At 61.4% G+C, this 16,683-nt stretch carries 16 protein-coding genes; 12 read left to right on the forward strand and 4 right to left on the reverse strand.

Features of this window, described 5'->3' with window-relative positions; translation table 11 throughout:
• Positions 1–20 precede the first annotated feature (20 nt).
• The 4 genes from AC13Q5_RS19695 to AC13Q5_RS19710 are packed head-to-tail and all read left to right on the forward strand — an operon-like array spanning position 21 to position 4,023.
• Positions 21–353 carry a hypothetical protein gene (locus AC13Q5_RS19695; protein ID WP_488502855.1) on the forward strand — a complete coding sequence of 111 codons (333 nt, stop codon included), beginning with the start codon at positions 21–23 and terminating at the stop codon, positions 351–353.
• Positions 343–1,407: a CobW family GTP-binding protein gene (locus AC13Q5_RS19700; RefSeq protein ID WP_488502856.1), complete on the forward strand. Its 1,065-nt coding sequence runs from the start codon at positions 343–345 to the stop codon at positions 1,405–1,407. Before AC13Q5_RS19695 ends, AC13Q5_RS19700 begins: the two co-directional genes overlap by 11 nt.
• 16 nt (positions 1,408–1,423) lie before the next feature.
• Positions 1,424–2,641 carry an ABC transporter substrate-binding protein gene (locus AC13Q5_RS19705; protein WP_075852894.1) on the forward strand — a complete coding sequence of 406 codons (1,218 nt, stop codon included), beginning with the start codon at positions 1,424–1,426 and terminating at the stop codon, positions 2,639–2,641.
• 17 nt (positions 2,642–2,658) lie between these two features.
• Positions 2,659–4,023 carry an amidase gene (locus tag AC13Q5_RS19710; protein ID WP_488502857.1) on the forward strand — a complete coding sequence of 455 codons (1,365 nt, stop codon included), beginning with the start codon at positions 2,659–2,661 and terminating at the stop codon, positions 4,021–4,023.
• A gap of 79 nt (positions 4,024–4,102) precedes the next feature.
• Here the strand turns inward: AC13Q5_RS19710 and AC13Q5_RS19715 are convergent, their stop codons facing one another.
• From AC13Q5_RS19715 to AC13Q5_RS19730, 4 genes are all read right to left on the reverse strand, one after another.
• Positions 4,103–5,428, reverse strand: coding sequence for an MFS transporter (locus tag AC13Q5_RS19715; RefSeq protein WP_488502858.1), 1,326 nt, complete (start codon positions 5,426–5,428; stop codon positions 4,103–4,105).
• Between the two features lie 339 nt (positions 5,429–5,767).
• A complete protein-coding gene (locus AC13Q5_RS19720) occupies positions 5,768–6,958 on the reverse strand; it encodes an aromatic amino acid transaminase (RefSeq protein ID WP_488502859.1) in 1,191 nt (396 codons plus the stop codon).
• 17 nt (positions 6,959–6,975) lie between these two features.
• A complete protein-coding gene (locus AC13Q5_RS19725) occupies positions 6,976–8,193 on the reverse strand; it encodes a dihydrolipoamide acetyltransferase family protein (RefSeq protein WP_488502860.1) in 1,218 nt (405 codons plus the stop codon).
• A 2-nt stretch (positions 8,194–8,195) separates the two neighbouring features.
• Entirely contained in the window at positions 8,196–10,274 is a 2,079-nt protein-coding gene (locus AC13Q5_RS19730) for an alpha-ketoacid dehydrogenase subunit alpha/beta (protein WP_488502861.1), read from the reverse strand.
• A 119-nt stretch (positions 10,275–10,393) separates the two neighbouring features.
• Between AC13Q5_RS19730 and AC13Q5_RS19735 the strand changes: the two genes are divergently transcribed.
• The 8 genes from AC13Q5_RS19735 (at position 10,394) to AC13Q5_RS19770 (ending at position 16,664) form a co-directional block, all read left to right on the forward strand.
• Positions 10,394–10,873 (forward strand): Lrp/AsnC family transcriptional regulator, encoded by a 480-nt coding sequence (locus AC13Q5_RS19735; protein WP_488502862.1) that lies wholly within the window; start codon positions 10,394–10,396, stop codon positions 10,871–10,873.
• Between the two features lie 85 nt (positions 10,874–10,958).
• Positions 10,959–11,849 carry a PaaX family transcriptional regulator C-terminal domain-containing protein gene (locus AC13Q5_RS19740; protein ID WP_488502863.1) on the forward strand — a complete coding sequence of 297 codons (891 nt, stop codon included), beginning with the start codon at positions 10,959–10,961 and terminating at the stop codon, positions 11,847–11,849.
• A 299-nt stretch (positions 11,850–12,148) separates the two neighbouring features.
• Entirely contained in the window at positions 12,149–13,153 is a 1,005-nt protein-coding gene (paaA, locus tag AC13Q5_RS19745; RefSeq protein WP_488502864.1) for a 1,2-phenylacetyl-CoA epoxidase subunit PaaA, read from the forward strand.
• A 30-nt stretch (positions 13,154–13,183) separates the two neighbouring features.
• On the forward strand, positions 13,184–13,468 hold the full coding sequence (gene paaB, locus AC13Q5_RS19750) for a 1,2-phenylacetyl-CoA epoxidase subunit PaaB (RefSeq protein WP_069061017.1): 285 nt from the start codon (positions 13,184–13,186) through the stop codon (positions 13,466–13,468).
• On the forward strand, positions 13,468–14,250 hold the full coding sequence (gene paaC, locus AC13Q5_RS19755) for a 1,2-phenylacetyl-CoA epoxidase subunit PaaC (RefSeq protein ID WP_488502865.1): 783 nt from the start codon (positions 13,468–13,470) through the stop codon (positions 14,248–14,250). The genes paaB and paaC overlap by 1 nt, the downstream gene beginning before the upstream one ends.
• A 9-nt stretch (positions 14,251–14,259) precedes the next feature.
• On the forward strand, positions 14,260–14,784 hold the full coding sequence (paaD, locus tag AC13Q5_RS19760; protein WP_488502866.1) for a 1,2-phenylacetyl-CoA epoxidase subunit PaaD: 525 nt from the start codon (positions 14,260–14,262) through the stop codon (positions 14,782–14,784).
• Positions 14,785–14,803: 19 nt separating this feature from the next.
• On the forward strand, positions 14,804–15,880 hold the full coding sequence (gene paaE, locus AC13Q5_RS19765) for a 1,2-phenylacetyl-CoA epoxidase subunit PaaE (protein ID WP_488502867.1): 1,077 nt from the start codon (positions 14,804–14,806) through the stop codon (positions 15,878–15,880).
• 28 nt (positions 15,881–15,908) lie between these two features.
• Positions 15,909–16,664: a Phenylacetic acid catabolic protein gene (locus tag AC13Q5_RS19770; protein ID WP_488502868.1), complete on the forward strand. Its 756-nt coding sequence runs from the start codon at positions 15,909–15,911 to the stop codon at positions 16,662–16,664.
• Positions 16,665–16,683: the final 19 nt, after the last annotated feature.

Below are 16,683 nucleotides of genomic sequence, written 5' to 3' on the forward strand. Positions count from 1 at the left end.
ATCTCAAGGAGGTGATTGCCATGTGTTCACTGTGCGGCGTGCTCGGCGGCAATGAGCACTGGACGGATGCTGCGGCACGGCCAGGAGTGTTCACGCGCAATCACGCCAGCCCCGACCGGCGGCGTGTGCGCGCCGAGCGGGTGCGGGCCGCCAATGCGATGCTCTCGGGTTTCGGTCTCGTCCTCACCGACTGGCAGGGTGCATCCTTCGTCTTGTCGACGCGAACGGGCAGGAGCGAGATCATCGAGGATCTCGGTCACCTCTGGCCGGCGGCCGAAAGGCTTGTCGGCCGGCCCTGCGATCCGCTCGACGATGCCTTCATCGCCAGGATGGAGGCGCGGCATGTCGATTGAGGCGAGCGGCTTTCTGCCGATCAATCTTTTGACGGGGTTCCTTGGTTCCGGCAAGACGACACTGCTCAAGCGCATCCTGGCGGACCCCGCGTTTGCCGATACGGCGGTGCTCATCAACGAATTCGGCGAGATCGGGCTTGACCACGACCTCGTCGAAAGCGTCGATGGAGAAATGGTGCTGCTACGCTCCGGCTGCGTCTGCTGCACGGTGCGGGGCGAGCTCGCAGCCGCGCTCAAGGAGCTTTATTCCCGCCGCGAGCGCGGGTTGCTGCCGTCGTTCCGGCGCGTCGTCATCGAAAGCACGGGTCTTGCTGATCCATTCCCGGTTCTGTCGACCATCAAGGCAGACCCCGTTCTCCGGCATCACTTCTGCGCCGGCAACGTGATCACGACGGTCGATGCCGTGAACGGGGTGCGCCAGTTCGACACCTATATCGAATCCAACCGGCAGGCCGCGGTCGCTGATCGGTTGATCCTCACCAAGACCGATCTCGACACTGGCCACGATAGACAGTCTCTCCAGACTCGTCTTCGCACACTCAATCCCGATGCCCCGATCCTGATCGCGGCCGATCCGGATCTCGATCTCTCCTCGCTGGTCGCCGTACAGAGCAACGTTTCATCCAGTAGCAGCCTGTCGCAAAGCGGTTTTTACTGCGAGGAGCCGGTGCAGCTCGTCTCGTCGGACGGCGTGGCGCATCAGGCGGCCATTTCCTCGATTTCGCTCAGCATCGACAGACCGGTCGACTGGACGGCCTTCGGGCTCTGGCTGACAATGCTGCTCAATCGGCACGGCGAGCGCGTGCTGCGGGTGAAGGGCATACTCAACCTCAGCGGCGAGGAGCGCCCCGTTGCCGTTCACGGCGTCCAGCATCTGGTTCATACACCGGTTCATATGGATCGCTGGCCTTCGGAGGATCGCACCTCGCGGCTGGTCTTCATTCTGGATGGGCTTGACGGCGCTCTCTTGAAACGCTCTTTCGAAGCCTTCACACTGGCGCGCATGTCGCAGACGCCACCCGCTGCATCTGGCCCGATCGCCGCGGCGCGATGAGACAACCGGTATCCACATGAACAAGCATCAATCCGTCGCAAAAAATCTGGCTGCTCCCGCCTTGCATCTGGCCGGCCGGCCGCGTTTGCGTGTTCTCGGCACCGCGATCTCGCTGCTGGAGGAGCTGCGTCTGCAGGCCGAGGACGATCTCGGCATCGACGTGACGTTCGACAACAACGACTTCCTGACGACGCAGTTCAAGGCCGCGCGAGAGCCGGAAACCTACGACATCTACGACCAGTGCTTTCACAATCTCGATATCGTCTGGCACTGGCGCGCGATCCAGCCCATCGACACCCAACGCATCGTGCTTTGGGATGAGGTCAATGATCTCACCAAGACCGGCCATATCGGCCCCAATCCCAGAATGGGGCTGGGCGACGTGCCGGCGCGCAAGCTGTTCGTTCAGCCCAATCTTGCGCTCGGCGACACGCCGTCACGCTTTATCTCCATGCTGCCGACCACGCATAATTTCGACAGCTTTGCCTATCGGACGGATCTGGCGACGAACGGCGTCGGCATGCATTCCTGGGGCGCGCTCTTTGACGAGCGCTGGGCGGGCAGGGTGGCGCTGGTGGACGAACCTGCCATCGGCATCTTCGATGCGGCGCTGGCGGCACAGGCGGCCGGTCTCATGTCGTTCGACGATATCGGCAATATGTCGGTCCAGGAAATCGACCAGCTGATCGATCTGCTGGAGGAGCGCAAGAAGGCCGGATTCTTCCGCGATTTCTGGAAAACCGCCGAGGATGCGGCGCGGCTGATGATCGCCGGCGAGACCAGCGTTCAGAGCATGTGGTCGCCTGGTATCGGCATCCTGAATTCCAAGGGCTCTCCCGTCGAACAGGCCGTGCCGGCGGAAGGTTACCGCGCCTGGCACGGCGGCCTGTGTCTTTCGAAGCATCTGAGCGGCCGCCTGCTCGATGTCGCCTATGACTATCTGAACTGGTGGATCTCGGGCTGGCCGGGCGCGGTGGTCGCACGGCAGGGCTATTATATCTCGACGCCGCAGCGCTCGCGCCAGTTCATGACACAGGCCGAATGGGATTACTGGTACGAAGGTGCCGCGGCAAGCGAGGACCTGCCCGGCCCGGATGGGCAGCTGCGGATCAGAAAGGGTTCGGTGCGCAGCGGCGGATCCTATTGGCAGCGCGCCAATTGCATTGCCGTCTGGAATACGACAATGGATGAGCACAATTATCTCGTGCGCCGCTGGATGCAGCTAGTCGGCTGAAGAGGAGAGCAGGGCCTATGACACAGACACATCTCGGCAAATCGATCGCGCAGCTCTCGGTCCTGATCCAGTCCGGCAGTCTCGATCCGGTCGCGCTGGCCGAAGAGACCCTCGATGCGATCCGGACTTATAAGGATCAGGCGATCTTCACGCGGCTCTTGGAGGCGCGCGCGATGGAAGAGGCGGCGGCTTCGTCCAGGCGGCTGCGCGACGGACGTTCGCGCGGGCTGCTGGATGGTATCCCCGTCGCCTGGAAGGATCTTTTCGCCATCGCCGGTCTGCCGACGACGGCCGGGTCAATCGTGCTTGCCGATGCCGAGCCCGCACAGGATGATGCTGATGTCGTAAAAGCGCTGAAGGCTACAGGCATGATCGCCGTCGGCCGGGTCAATATGAGCGAGTTCGCCTTCTCCGGCCTCGGTCTCAACCCGCACTACGGCACGCCGCTCAATCCGCTTGCAACGGATGTCGCGCGCATTCCTGGCGGTTCGTCTTCCGGTTCTGCAGCTGTCGTCGCCGCGGGTCTCGTGCCGGTGTCGATCGGCACCGATACAGGCGGCTCCGTACGCATACCCTCGTCCTTCAATGGCCTTGTCGGCTATAAGGCAAGTCATGGCCGCTACAGCATGGCCGGGGTCTTTCCGCTGTCGACAAGCCTCGATTCTCTTGGCCCCCTGTGCCGCAGTGTCCAGGATGCCATATGGGTCGATGCCGCAATGCGCGGACGCTTTGTCCCCGAGGTGGAGCGTGCCGAACCCGCCGGGCTTTCCCTCGTCGTGCCGACGAACGTGGTCATGGACGATGCCGAGGATGGTGTCGTTGCCGCGTTCCAGGCGGCGCTTGCGAAGCTTAGCGCCGCAGGCGTCAAGATCCGACGGGCTGCGTTTCCGGCCTTCGAAAGGCTCTTTGAGCTGATGGCCGAGTATGGACCGCTGGTCACCGCTGAGGCCTTCGTGCTGCATCATCGCCGTCTGGCAGGACCGGAAGCCGATGCCATGGACCGGCGCGTCGTTGCCCGGACGCGGATGGGCGAGAAGACGACCCTGGTTGGTTATCTGGAAACGCTTAAGGTGCGCGAACAACTGATCAAGGAGGTTGCCGCAACGCTCGGGCCGAACGAGTTCATCGCCTATCCGACGGTTGCCCATGTCGCGCCGGCGCTTGCACCGCTGGAAGCCGACGACGAACTGTTCGTGAAGATCAATGGCAGGACGCTGCGTAACACCGCGATCGGCAATTTTCTCGATTGGTGCGGCGTGTCGCTGCCTTGTGGCGTGGGGGATGCCGGGATGCCGGTCGGTTTCCTGTTGTCGGCGCCGAAGAACCATGACGAGCGGCTGCTGGGAGCAGCACTAGCGCTCGAAGGGATCGTTGCCGGCTAGAGCAATTCCAGGCGCATCTTGTTGCCGGTTTGATCCCCACCCGCGTCCAGGCGAGTGGGGATCGAATGTTTTTGCTTGTTCAATGTGTGCGGCCGCTACCGGCTGCCGGTTCGGCATCGGCGATCCAATGGCGATGCGAGCCGAGCGCGATCAACAACACGACAGACAGGAAGCAGCAGCCGGCGAGGATATAGAAGCCGATATCGCCATTGCCTGTGGCTGCATCGACATAGGCCTTGATCTGCGGCGAGGCGAAGCTGCCGAGGTTTCCGAGCGAAACGATGAAGGCAATGCCGCTCGCCGCACCGACGCCGCCGAGATAGCGGGTCGGCAGGCTCCAGAAGACCGGCTGGGATGAGGCGAGGCCTGGGACTGCGATGCAGGCGGCAATCACCATCACCCAGGGGTTCATCGTCAGGCCGATTGTTCCAAGCGCAATGGTGCCTGCCGTCAGCATGGCGATGCAGACGATGCGATGATTGTCATGCTTGTCGGCATAGACGGTGAAGAAACGCGTCGCGAAGAGCGCGCAAAGCCAGGGCAGGCCGAGCAGCACGCCGACCCAGGTGTTGACACCGCCGCCAAGAGCTTGAGCCAGCCGCGCCGGCAGATAGAAGGTGATCGGGCCGACACCGACCTGGATGAACAGATAGATGCCGATGAAAGCAAGGACGCGCCAGTCCTTCAGTACGCTGAAGACGGAGTGTTTGACTTCGGAAAGCTTGCTGCGCTCTTCCGCCTCGATCACGGCGTTCAGCGCGTTCTTCTCCTCTGCCGTTAGCCATTTTGCTTCATTGGGGCGGCTTGTCAGGAAGAATAAGGCCAGGATGCCGACAATCGTGGCTGCTATCCCTTCGACTGCGAACATCCATTGCCAGTTGGTGAGGCCAAGGACATCGTGATGGGTGAGCAGCCAGCCGGAAAGCGGGGCGCCGATCACCAGCGACAGGGGAACGCCGAGATAGAAGAGGCCGGTGGCTCGGGCACGCTGCTTGGCCGGGAACCAGTAGGTCAGGTACAGCAAGACGCCCGGATAGAAGCCTGCCTCGCAGACGCCGAGCAGGAAGCGAACGATGTAATAGCTCGTTGGTGTGTGGGCAAAGACCATGCAGGCCGAGACGATACCCCAGGTGATCATGATGCGGCTGAGCCACAGGCGGGCGCCGACGCGCTGCATGATCAGGTTGCTTGGCACTTCGAAGGTGGCGTAGCCCAGATAGAGAATGCCGGCGCCGAAAGCGTAGGCCGCGTCCGAAATGCCGGTATCGGCCTGATAGGCCGTCTTGGCGAAGCCGACATTGGATCGATCGAGAAAGTTCAGAATCAGCATTAAGCCCAGAAAGGGCAGAAGGCGAATGGTTGCCTTGCGCACGGCGCTTTGCAGCGCCGGATTGTCGTTTGTCATATTCACTCCTCCCAAAGGCAGAATGCCACGTAGCGAGACCATCGCGGGCAAGGCTGCCTTCATGCTTGAACCGGATCTTGATCCGGCCATCGTCGTGATGGCTGCCAAAAAGCGTCCACCTGCATGCATATACGCAGATTATATTTATCTATGAAAAGGTCAATAGGCGCAAAGCCGCACATGCTCGCTCCACTTGCGGGGCGAGTGGAGCGAGCACGTGCGGCTGTGTATGAGGGCGGTTTGCCGAGCTGCATGCACCGCATAAGCTTCGGCCGGCAAGCCGATCAGCGTGTTCCGATCAGGCCCTTGCGCGAAACGTCGGGCTATTTTGGCGTATATTCAGGCCAGATATGGACCGATGCGCTGAGCCACCGATGCAACATCCTCGATCCGCATTCCAGCCACGTTGATCCTGCCGGAATCCGGCATGTAGATGCCGTGTTCGGCTTGAAGCTGCCCGACATTTTCCGGAGAGATCGGCAGAAGGGAGAACATGCCTTCCTGCGAAGCAATATTAGCAAGCTCAGGACGGAATTGTGCAAAGGCTTCTGCAACAGCCCGGCGGATTTCGGCTATGCGGTTGCGCATTTCGCTGAGCTCATCGACCCAGGCGTGGCGTCGTGACGGCTCCTGCAGGATCGCCGCAACGATAGCAGCCCCATGCGCTGGCGGCATGGAATAGCTGGCGCGGGCATGGCTCGCCAGATTGCCGATGCCCTTGTTCAACTGTGCGTGCTGATCCCCGAAAAGATAGACTGCACCGGTGCGTTCCCGATAGAGCGAGAAGGACTTGGAGCAGGAGACGGCAACCATCGCTTCGCCGACGGTTTCGATGACGGTCATCATGCCGGCTGCGTCTTCGATCCGGCCGTGACCGAGGCCCTGATAGGCATTGTCGAAGAGCGGCAGCAGTCTCCTGGCAGCGATGATGTCGGCGATGTCTAGCCAGTTCTGCGGTGACAGTCCCGCACCCGTTGGGTTATGGCAGCTCGTCTGCAGCAACACCGCATCGCCGGGTGTGGCGTTCTGCAGGGTCGCCAGCATCTCGTCATCGAGAACGGCCTGCTTGCCGATATCGAAGAAGCGATAGGTTCCGACCTGAAGGCCGACAGCGGCAAAGATTGCCTGATGATTGACCCAGGTCGGCGTGCCAATCCAGATCTTCCGTCGTTTGTCGAGGGCGAGGAGCTCCGCCGCCAGACGCAGGGCGCCTGTGCCGCCAGGGGTCTGAATTCCGGCGAGCAGCCTGCCGCCATGGTGTTCACCGAAGGTTTCGAGCGCCAGCGCGCGCAGGAAGGCAGGATCGCCCTCGGGGCCGATATAGGATTTGGACTCTTGAGTTTCCCAGAGATGGCGCTCGGCCGCCTTGACGGCTCTCATGACAGGGGTGCGGCCGGTCTCATCGCGATAGACGCCGACGCCGAGGTCGATCTTTCCGGATCGCGGATCGGCCGCGAACTTGGCAATCAGTTCAAGCAGCGGATCCGGCTTCTGTTCCGTAAGGCTATCGAAAAACGATGTCTTGTTCATTTGTTCCTCCCTTGCACTCACTGAGGCCAGTTCTGCAGAACCCTTACGAATTCGGTCAGCCAAGCATTCGTTTGATGCCCGTCCAGGGAGCGATGGTCAATCGTCAACGATACATAGGCCATCGGACGGATCTGGATCGTATCGGCACCATCGATCTCCCGCACCGCGACACGCTTCTCCAGCTTGCCGATGCCGAGAATGGCGGATTGTGGCTGGTTGATGATGATGGGGGATGCCACCAGGGAGCCGGAAACCCCATGATTGGAGATGGTGAAGGTTCCGCCCTTCAACTCCTCGCCCTTGAGGGCATTGGAGCGAGCCCTGTTCGTCAGATCCTGGAGCCGGGCGGCGATCGTCTCAAGCGAAAGATCCTGCGCCCGCCGGATGACCGGCGCGACCAGGCCCTTGTCGCCCAAGGCGATCCCGACGCCGATATTGAAGTCTTCGAATATTTCCAGGCTGTCATCGTGCCACCGGCTGTTGACCTCAGGCACGAGCTTCATGGCTGAAACGGATGCCGCCACGAAATAGGCGGTGTAGGAGAGGTTTACGCCTTCGGCCTTCAGACGGTCCTTGTGGCTTTCGCGATGGCGCATGATCGCCGTGAAATCCGCCTCGAAAATGGCCGTGACCTGTGGCGCTGCCGCCAGGGATTGGGCCATGTGCCTTGCGATCGAAAGCCGCATGGCCGAATGCGGGACGTGCCGCGATCTGCCGTCAGCCGAGGCTGATGGAGAGGGCAGCTCGGTTGCCGCCTGCTGTGATACCGGCGCCAATGGACGTGTCTTGCCGGCTTCCAGCGCATGATCCATGTCGGCGCGCGTGATCCGCCCGTCCCTGCCGCTGCCTTTCAAGCTGGCAGGATCGATCCCATATTCCTCGGCAGCCTTGCGAACGGCCGGCGAATAGTAAGCGGCGGCGGAGGCGGTCGCAGGTGAGGCCGGCTCTATCTGCAATGCAGCCTCGGCCGCTTGCGCTGCAACGCCGTTCATAGTCTCGATGCTCATTCGTCCGAGGATCGCGCCGGGCACGGCATCATCGCCATCCGACATGGCGATTTCGCTCAAGATACCGTCGCACGGCGCCGCTATCTCCTGAGTGACCTTGTCGGTTTCCAGCTCGACCAGAGCGTCGCCTTCCCGAACGTGATCGCCGATCTGCTTCAGCCAGTTGCGGACGACCGCCTTGGTGCCTTCCTGTTCGATCGGGGCCGTAATCTCGATGGTATCAGTCATTCCTAGAACTCCAGGATTTCGGCAATGCGCTTGGCGATCCGTTCGGTAGACGGCACGGCCCAGTCGAGAAGCACGGGATTATGCGGGCTCGGAATATCTGGCATGGTCAGACGCGAGACCGGCGCATCGAGGTCCGTGAATGCCTTGTCCGCTATGACAGCGGCAATCTCGGCACCAAACCCCGCGACTTCAAGGTCTTCGTGGACGATGAGGCAGCGATGCGTCTTGGCGACGGAAGCTAGTACGGCCTCCTGATCCCAGGGCATCAACGTGCGGAGATCGATGATATCGGCGGAGATGCCTTCGGCTGCTTCCTCGCAGCGCTGCACCATGGCGCCCCAGGTGACGATGGTGATGTCGCTGCCGGTCCGCGTCAGCTTTGCCTTGCCGAACTGAAGTGCGAAATCATCGCCCGGGTAGGGGCGCCGCGCCCATGCGTGGTCGAGCATGGCCCGGTGTTCGAAGAAGATAACGGGGTCGTTGCCGCGGATCGAGGTGCGCAGCAGGCCGACGGCATCCTCCGCATTCGAGGGAACGGCGACCTTCCAGCCGGGTTGATGGACGAAGGCCACTTCGTTGGTCTGGCTGTGCCAGGGATCGCCGCATTTGAAGAATCCGCCGGGCATGCGCACCACGACCGGGGCGGCAAAGCGGTTGTTGGTGCGCCAGCGAATGGTGCCGCAGTCGTTCAGCTGTTCGGTCGCCGGCTCGGCATATTTCCGGAACTGGATTTCGGGAATGGGGACGAGTCCGGCCAGCGCCATGCCGACCGCACGGCCGATAATGCCCTCTTCGGACAGGGAGGTATCGAAAACGCGCTCGCTGCCGAATTTTTCTTGCAGACCGAGGGTCACGGCATGCACGCCCCCCTTGGGGCCGATATCCTCGCCGAACATGACGACGCGTTCGTTGATCGACATCTCGTGTTCGAGTGTGCGACGGATCGCCGTGACCATGTTGATGCGCGGGCCGGCGGTTTCGGGCACGGCCGTTGTCGCCGGCGTTGCATATCCAAGAGGATGCTGGCCACCCATCGTCTGCATGTCGCCGTCGAAGAACACATGGCGGGTCACGGTAGAGGGATCGGCGACCGGCCTGTCTTCGGCTGCCACGCGGGCGCTTTCGGCCATCTCGCGCGCTTCGCTTTCGCAGGCATCCCATTCTTGGGCCGTCATCACGGCGGGAACGAGAAACTCCTTCAGGCGCGGCAGGGGATCTCGCTCCCACTCGCGCCTCACGGTTTCCTCGCTCTTGTAGGTCTGTGTGTCCTGGAAGCTGTGGCCCTCAAGGCGCGGCACCGTCAGCCGCAGGAGAGCGGGCTTGCGCTCGTCGCGAACAAAGGAGACCGCATCCTGGATCAAATGCGCTGCTTCGGCCGGGTCGCAGCCGTCGCCATCGAAGATTGCGAGATTTCTCCAGCTGGCGAGGTTGGCTGCGATATTGCCTCCGGGCGTCTGCACCGTCGAGGGCACCGAAATGCCAAAGCCGTTGTCCTCGATGTAGAACAGCATCGGCAGTGCTTGCGTCGTTGCGGCGCTCAGAGCTGCCCAGAAGCCATTCGAGGCAACGGAGCCGTCGCCACCAAGCACGACGCCGATATCCCGAGCGTATTCAGCGCGTCCAAGCGTGTTCGCATAGTATTTCATCGCCTGTGCCCAGCCGGCCGTGGGTGTGTACTGTGTTCCGACACCGCCGCACATGGGTAGAGCGGAGGCACCCGAACGGTTCGGATAGTTGAAGACGACGCCAATGTCTCGACCGTCCGAATAGCCGCCGGCGCGGCCCATGGCGGAGCCTAACGCATCGGCCGGGTCGACGCCGAGCGAGAGCAGCAGCGGCCGCGAGCGATAATAGCCGCAGGTGGCGTCATGCAGACCCGTCAGCTGCATTCCGAGGAGGATTTGGGCCATGTCGTGGCCGCGTGCCGAAAACTGATAGAGAACCTTCTTTTCCGGAACGAGACGTTTCTCCTCCATCTCGTCGAGGCTTCTGGAAAGGTGGACGAGATAGGCCACTCGGCGCCAGTCGATACGATCGTCGGGCGAATTTCGCTCATGATTCTTGAAGGCTAAATGGGCCATGTGATTCTCCTCCATATGGCCCAAAGATTCTAATTCAGAATACTCGCGCTATTCCTTTCAATTTTCCAGTTTTCGGAATAGGATTTGAAACATGCGTTTCACAAATGGCGAATTTCTGAATGGAAGTTTTCGATCTTGATCACGTCGACCGAGCGATCCTTCGGGTGCTGCAGGAAGAGGGCGATATCAGCCAGGCAGCGCTCGCCGAAAAGGTCGGCGCGTCGCCCGCGTCCTGCTGGCGCAGGATCAAGGTGCTAGAAAGTGCCGGCGTGCTGGGCAGGACGGTTCGCCTCGTCGATGCCGACAAGATCGGCAAGGGTCTCAACGTCTTCTGCCAGGTCAAGATGAAGACCCATGATCCCGCGACGCGACGCGATTTCGAGCAATTCATCGCCAGCTATCGCGAAGTGCTTGAATGCTATTCCATGTCGGGCGAGTGGGACTATCTCATCCGCGCCGTCGTCGCCGATGTCCGGGAGTATGAAGGGCTTTTGATGCGCGGTATCCTGACGCACGAGGCGGTGCTGAGCTCGTCGTCGCATTTCTCACTGAAATGCGTGAAATACACGACGGCGTTGCCGACGAATGTCACGCGATAAAAGCTTCCGGCTGTGCTCGCCTTGAACATTGCGAGCATCTCACGCTAATAGATTTTCACAATTACAGATGCGGAGCAGAGTTCGATTGTCGGCTGATAACGTCAAACTCGGAGATGATTTGAACGAGGCGGTCACAGCGCTGCTTGTTGATCTGCCCATCAAGGCCGCGAGCTTCATTGTGACGATTTACGGCGACGTCATCGAGCCGCGCGGCGGCGTTGTCTGGATCGGCAACCTCATCGAGACATGCAAAAGTGTCGGGATCACCGAGACGCTGGTGCGGACCGCAGTGTCGCGACTGGTCGCAGCAGGCCAGCTTGCGGGCGAGCGGGAGGGGCGGCGCAGTTTCTATCGGCTGACGGACGCCGCTCAGACCGAATTCGCGGAGGCCGCCAGCTTGTTCTATGGGCCGCAGCCCGCCGTCCGCTGGCAGTTCGTCCTGATCAACGGACCAGCTCCGGAAGAGATCATGCAGGGCCTTGAGCGGGAAGGTTTTGCCAGGCTGAACCCGCGCCTGGCGATGGGGACGCATCCCGCACCGCCTTTGCCTGGGCGCGTCGTCGTCTTCGACGCGCAGCTGGCGACCGAGAACGGTGCCTTGCGGGAATTTGCGGAAGAGGCCTGGAATCTGCCGCGTTTCGCGGAGGCCTATGGCGAATTCACTGCCCGCTTCGGCGCATTTTCCCAAAAGGCTGGAGATTGTGCCGCGCTATCGGCCTTCGATTGCCTGATCGCACGGCTGCTGCTTGTTCATCAGTATCGCCTGATCATGCTGCGCGAGCCGCATCTTCCCAAGTCCGCACTGCCGGATAATTGGCCAGGCGAGGAGGCGTGCCGTCTGTTTGCCGACCTCTATTTGCGCTTGTCAAAAAAGGCAGACGGCTATGTGGGGCGCCGGTTCGTCAACGAGGCTGGCAAGCTTCAAGAGACGACGCCGGCAAGCCAGCACCGTCTCGAGCGTCTCAGGTCCCGCTGAAAACTCAATCCGCTCAATGATATAGCGAAATGCTTGTCGCGTAGTGTTTCTGCGCATTTTCAAATGTCACAAAAAACTCGCAAAATTCATTTGTATTGTGACATATCGCATGTTAATACAATGACCGATCGGTCGGTTAATGCGTTTGCTGTCGGATCGCTGTTTCGTGGAGGAGAGCGAGAAACAGGCTTATACTGGTGGTGTCGTGAAGTGACGGCCTTGCTGATGCGCTTCAAGACAACTGCAGGCCTGAGATCATTCTCGAGCGCGTCGGACGCGCGAAGACGGAGGAAAGATCAATGTATGCACAGATGGTGAAAACCGACGGCGCGCGCATCCGTTCCCTCGACGAGATGGACCCTGAGGAGCGCGCCTTTCAGGAGCGCGTCGATGCCGGCCAGAAGATCGAGCCGAAAGAGTGGATGCCGGAAGGCTATCGCAAGACGCTGATCCGCCAGATCAGCCAGCACGCCCATTCCGAAATCGTCGGCCAGCTTCCGGAGGGTAACTGGATCACCCGCGCCCCGACCCTGGAGCGCAAGGCGATCCTGCTGGCCAAGGTGCAGGACGAAGCCGGTCACGGCCTCTATCTCTACTGCGCCGCCGAGACGCTCGGCATCAGCCGTGACGAGATGTACGAGCAGCTGCATTCCGGCAAGGCCAAGTACTCCTCGATCTTCAACTATCCGACGCTGACCTGGGCTGATATCGGCGCGATCGGCTGGCTGGTCGATGGTGCGGCCATCATGAACCAGGTTCCGTTGCAGCGCTGTTCCTACGGCCCCTATTCGCGGGCCATGGTCCGTATCTGCAAGGAGGAAAGCTTCCATCAGCGCCAGGGTTTCGATGTCCTGATGAAGATGGTGAAGGGCACGCCAGCGCAGAAGGCCATGGTGCAGGACGCGCTGAACCGCTGGTGGTGGCCGTCGCTAATGATGTTCGGTCCGTCTGACGACGCCTCCGTGCATTCGGCTCAGTCGATGGCCTGGAAGATCAAGCAGAACTCCAATGACGAGCTGCGCCAGAAATTCGTCGACCAGACCGTGCCCCAGGCCGAGTATCTCGGCCTGACCGTCCCCGATCCCGACCTGAAGTGGAACGAGGAAAAGGGCGGCTATGATTTCGGCGAGCCGGACTGGGAAGAATTCTTCAATGTGATCGCCGGCAACGGCCCCTGCAATGCGGAGCGGCTGAATGCCCGCAAGCAGGCCTGGGCCGATGGCGCCTGGTTCCGCGACGGCCTGACGGCACATGCCGAGAAGGCGGCCGAGCGCCGCGCCGCCGCAAAGATCGCCGCCGAATAAGACGGCCGGAATAGTCAGGGAGTGAGAAACATGTCCAGCGAATGGCCGCTTTGGGAAGTCTTCATCCGTGGGCAGCACGGTCTCAACCATCGCCATGTCGGCAGCCTGCATGCGCCCGATGCCGAAATGGCGATCAATAATGCGCGCGACGTCTACACGCGCCGCAACGAAGGCGTCAGCATCTGGGTGGTGCGGTCTTCCGAGATCACCGCCAGCGCGCCTTCCGAAAAAGGTCCGCTCTTCGACCCGTCCAATTCAAAGGTCTATCGTCACCCGACCTTCTTCGACATTCCGGATGAAGTGGGGCACATGTGATGGCGGCCGCGACCCTTGAGCCGGCGGTCGATCAGGCCGCTCTCTTCGAATTCCTGGTTCGCATTGGCGACAACACGCTGGTCCTCGGCCATCGTGTCTCCGAATGGTGCGGCCGTGGGCCGGCACTGGAAGAGGATATCGCGCTTGCCAACACGGCGCTTGACCTCATCGGCCAGACACAGCTCTGGCTCGGTCTGGCGGGTGAGGTGGAAGGAAAGGGTCGCTCGGCGGATGATCTCGCCTATCTGCGAGACGGTTTCGAGTTCCGCAACATCCTGCTCGTCGAGCGCCCCAACGGCGATTTCGGCAAGACGCTGATGCGGCAATTTCTCTTTGACGCCTGGCATTATCTGACGCTGAAGGCATTGAAGAACTCGACCGACCGGCGGGTCGCCGAGATCGCGGAAAAGGCCTTCAAGGAAGTCTCCTATCATCTCGATCGCAGCCGCGACCTGATCATCCGCCTCGGCGACGGTACGGCCGAAAGCCATCGCCGCATGCAGGAGGCGCTCGACGAACTCTGGGCCTTTACGGGCGAAATGTTCGTCGGCGATGTGTCCGATGCGGCGCTGGTGCAGGCCGGCGTGATCCCGGAACCGCAAAGCCTGAAAGCCGGCTGGGATGAGATCGTTTCCGACGCGCTCGTGGAAGCGACGCTGAAGCGACCCACGGATGGCTACATGCAGAAGGGAGGCCGGCGCGGCGTTCATACAGAGCATCTCGGCTACATGCTGGCCGAACTGCAATTCCTGCAGCGCGCCTATCCGGGCGCGACCTGGTAGGAGGCGGAGATGACGACCGCGCTCCATCCTTCGGTCGACGACGTCTGGCACTGGCTGTCCGAAGTGCCGGACCCGGAGATACCGGTGATCTCGCTGACCGATCTCGGCATCATCCGCGATGTCGGCTGGCAGGAGGATACGCTTGTCGTCACAGTGACGCCGACCTATTCGGGCTGTCCCGCCACGACGGTGATCAACCTCGATATCGAGCGCGCGCTGGCCGAAAAAGGTCTCGACCGGGTGCGTCTCGAGCGCCGGCTGTCACCCGCCTGGACGACGGACTGGATCAGCGACGAGGGACGCGAAAAGCTGCGCGCTTACGGTATCGCGCCGCCGATCGATGGCACGGCTGCAGACGGCGTTTTGGTGAAACGCATCGATCGGCTTACCGGCCGTTCCAATCTCACCATTGCCTGTCCGCGCTGCGGATCGGCAGCTACGGAAAAGATCAGTCAGTTCGGTTCGACGCCCTGCAAGGCGAGCTATCGCTGTACCGACTGTCTGGAGCCCTTCGATTACTTCAAGTGCATTTGACCCAACGAGGCCCACATCCATGGCACGTTTCCATCCCCTGACCGTCACCGATGTTCGCCGCGAGACGCGCGATGCTGTTGTCGTCACGCTTGCACCATCCGAAGAGGATCGGGCCGCTTTCGATTTCACGCAGGGCCAGTACCTGACCTTTCGCCGCCAGTTCGATGACGAGGAACTGCGCCGCTCCTATTCGATCTGTGCCGGCAAGGATGAAGGCGTCTTGAAGGTTGGCATTAAGCGCGTCGATGGCGGCTGTTTCTCGACCTGGATCAACGAAAACCTGAAGGCAGGCGACACGCTGGAAGCCATGCCGCCGATGGGCGCCTTTTTCACGGCGATCGAGCCTGATATGGCCAGACACTATCTCGGTTTTGCCGGCGGCAGCGGGATCACGCCGGTCTTGTCGATCATCAAGACCGTGTTGGCGCGCGAACCGCGCTCGGTCTTTACGCTCGTCTACGCCAACAGGCAGATCAGCTCGATCATGTTCCGCGAAGAGCTTGACGATCTGAAGAACCTCTATCTCGGCCGCTTGTCGGTGCTGCACGTGCTTGAAAGCGAGGCGCAGGAGATCGACCTTTTCACCGGTCGGATCGATGCGGAAAAATGCAAGGCGCTCTTCAAGAGCTGGATCGACCTGACGTCGGTCGCGACAGCTTTCATCTGCGGTCCCGAGCCAATGATGCTGGCGATCGCTGCGGCTTTGCGCGAGCACGGCATGCGCGATGACCAGATCAAGTTCGAACTCTTCGCCTCGTCGCAGCCTGGCCGTGCCCGCCGCAAGGTGGAGAGCGCGGCCGCAGCCGATCATGGAACGAGCTGCGAGGCGACCGTCACGCTTGATGGCGCAACGCGCGTCTTCAAATTTCCCAAGCAGGGCCAGTGCCTGCTCGATGCCGCGCTCGAAAACGCGATGGATGTGCCCTACGCCTGCAAGGCCGGCGTGTGCTCCACGTGTCGGGCCAAGGTTCTTGAAGGCGAGGTCGAGATGGAGGTCAACCATGCGCTCGAGGATTACGAGGTGCGCCAGGGCTATGTGCTGACCTGTCAGTGCTACCCGCTCACAGACCGCATCGTCGTCAGTTACGACCAATAGGCCGGGCCGCATCGAAGGGAGGAACGACATGTCCGAGACGATGCCGATCGAGCAATATCTGCAGGAGGGCGGTGTGCTGTCCTCGCCGGATAACGTACCTCCGCGCTATCGCGGCGAATTGCTGCGGCTGATGGCGAGCTTCGTCGATAGCGAACTGGCCGGTTCCGCCGGTTTTGCCGATATCATCAACGATGCGCCCGGCATTCAGGAGCGCATTTCCGCAGCGCGGATCGTGCTGGAAAAGACCGACCATGCCGGCCAGGTGCTGAAGATCATGGAGACCTTCGGGGTCGATGGCGGCCGCCATGCCGTCCATCATCCCTGGGCCGTACGGCTCTCCCGCGAGGCCGATATCGGCGCCGTCAGGCAGGGCGGCGACATGCGGCTTGCCGTCTTCCATTATCCGCTTGAAGGCTGGGTGGATGCCGTCGTCATGAACGTGCTGATGGGCGCTGCCAGCGTCGTGCAGCTGAAGGAGCTCGCGCGTGTCTCCTACCAGCCGCTCGCCGAAGTCTTCCGAGCCATCCTGCCGCGTGAAAAGCGGCACGCGGAACTGGGCGTCGCGGGCCTTGCCCACATCGTCGCCGAGAACGAGGGGCGGGCGAAGGCGCGTGTTTCGGTCGCCTATTGGTATCCCCGCGTTGCCGTAAGTTTCGGCCATGCCGGCTCCGCCCGCTTCGAGACATTGTCGCGCTTCGGCCTGCGCCATGCGCCCAACGAAACCCTGCTTGCCGAATGGCAGGCCGATGTCGACGCGCAGCTGTCTGCGCTTGGATTGATTTAAGCAGCCGAGGAAAAGTGCT

The sequence above is a fragment of the Martinezella sp. CNPSo 3964 genome, from assembly GCF_057784375.1.

What these genes read in the sequence shown, in the direction of transcription:
- AC13Q5_RS19695 (WP_488502855.1), top strand. Translation starts at nt 21, where the DNA reads ATGTGTTCACTGTGCGGCGTGCTCGGCGGCAATGAGCACTGGACGGAT.
- AC13Q5_RS19700 (WP_488502856.1), top strand. Translation starts at nt 343, where the DNA reads ATGTCGATTGAGGCGAGCGGCTTTCTGCCGATCAATCTTTTGACGGGG.
- AC13Q5_RS19705 (WP_075852894.1), top strand. Translation starts at nt 1,424, where the DNA reads ATGAACAAGCATCAATCCGTCGCAAAAAATCTGGCTGCTCCCGCCTTG.
- AC13Q5_RS19710 (WP_488502857.1), top strand. Translation starts at nt 2,659, where the DNA reads ATGACACAGACACATCTCGGCAAATCGATCGCGCAGCTCTCGGTCCTG.
- AC13Q5_RS19715 (WP_488502858.1), bottom strand. Translation starts at nt 5,428, where the DNA reads ATGACAAACGACAATCCGGCGCTGCAAAGCGCCGTGCGCAAGGCAACC.
- AC13Q5_RS19720 (WP_488502859.1), bottom strand. Translation starts at nt 6,958, where the DNA reads ATGAACAAGACATCGTTTTTCGATAGCCTTACGGAACAGAAGCCGGAT.
- AC13Q5_RS19725 (WP_488502860.1), bottom strand. Translation starts at nt 8,193, where the DNA reads ATGACTGATACCATCGAGATTACGGCCCCGATCGAACAGGAAGGCACC.
- AC13Q5_RS19730 (WP_488502861.1), bottom strand. Translation starts at nt 10,274, where the DNA reads ATGGCCCATTTAGCCTTCAAGAATCATGAGCGAAATTCGCCCGACGAT.
- AC13Q5_RS19735 (WP_488502862.1), top strand. Translation starts at nt 10,394, where the DNA reads ATGGAAGTTTTCGATCTTGATCACGTCGACCGAGCGATCCTTCGGGTG.
- paaA (WP_488502864.1), top strand. Translation starts at nt 12,149, where the DNA reads ATGTATGCACAGATGGTGAAAACCGACGGCGCGCGCATCCGTTCCCTC.
- paaB (WP_069061017.1), top strand. Translation starts at nt 13,184, where the DNA reads ATGTCCAGCGAATGGCCGCTTTGGGAAGTCTTCATCCGTGGGCAGCAC.
- paaC (WP_488502865.1), top strand. Translation starts at nt 13,468, where the DNA reads ATGGCGGCCGCGACCCTTGAGCCGGCGGTCGATCAGGCCGCTCTCTTC.
- paaD (WP_488502866.1), top strand. Translation starts at nt 14,260, where the DNA reads ATGACGACCGCGCTCCATCCTTCGGTCGACGACGTCTGGCACTGGCTG.
- paaE (WP_488502867.1), top strand. Translation starts at nt 14,804, where the DNA reads ATGGCACGTTTCCATCCCCTGACCGTCACCGATGTTCGCCGCGAGACG.
- AC13Q5_RS19770 (WP_488502868.1), top strand. Translation starts at nt 15,909, where the DNA reads ATGTCCGAGACGATGCCGATCGAGCAATATCTGCAGGAGGGCGGTGTG.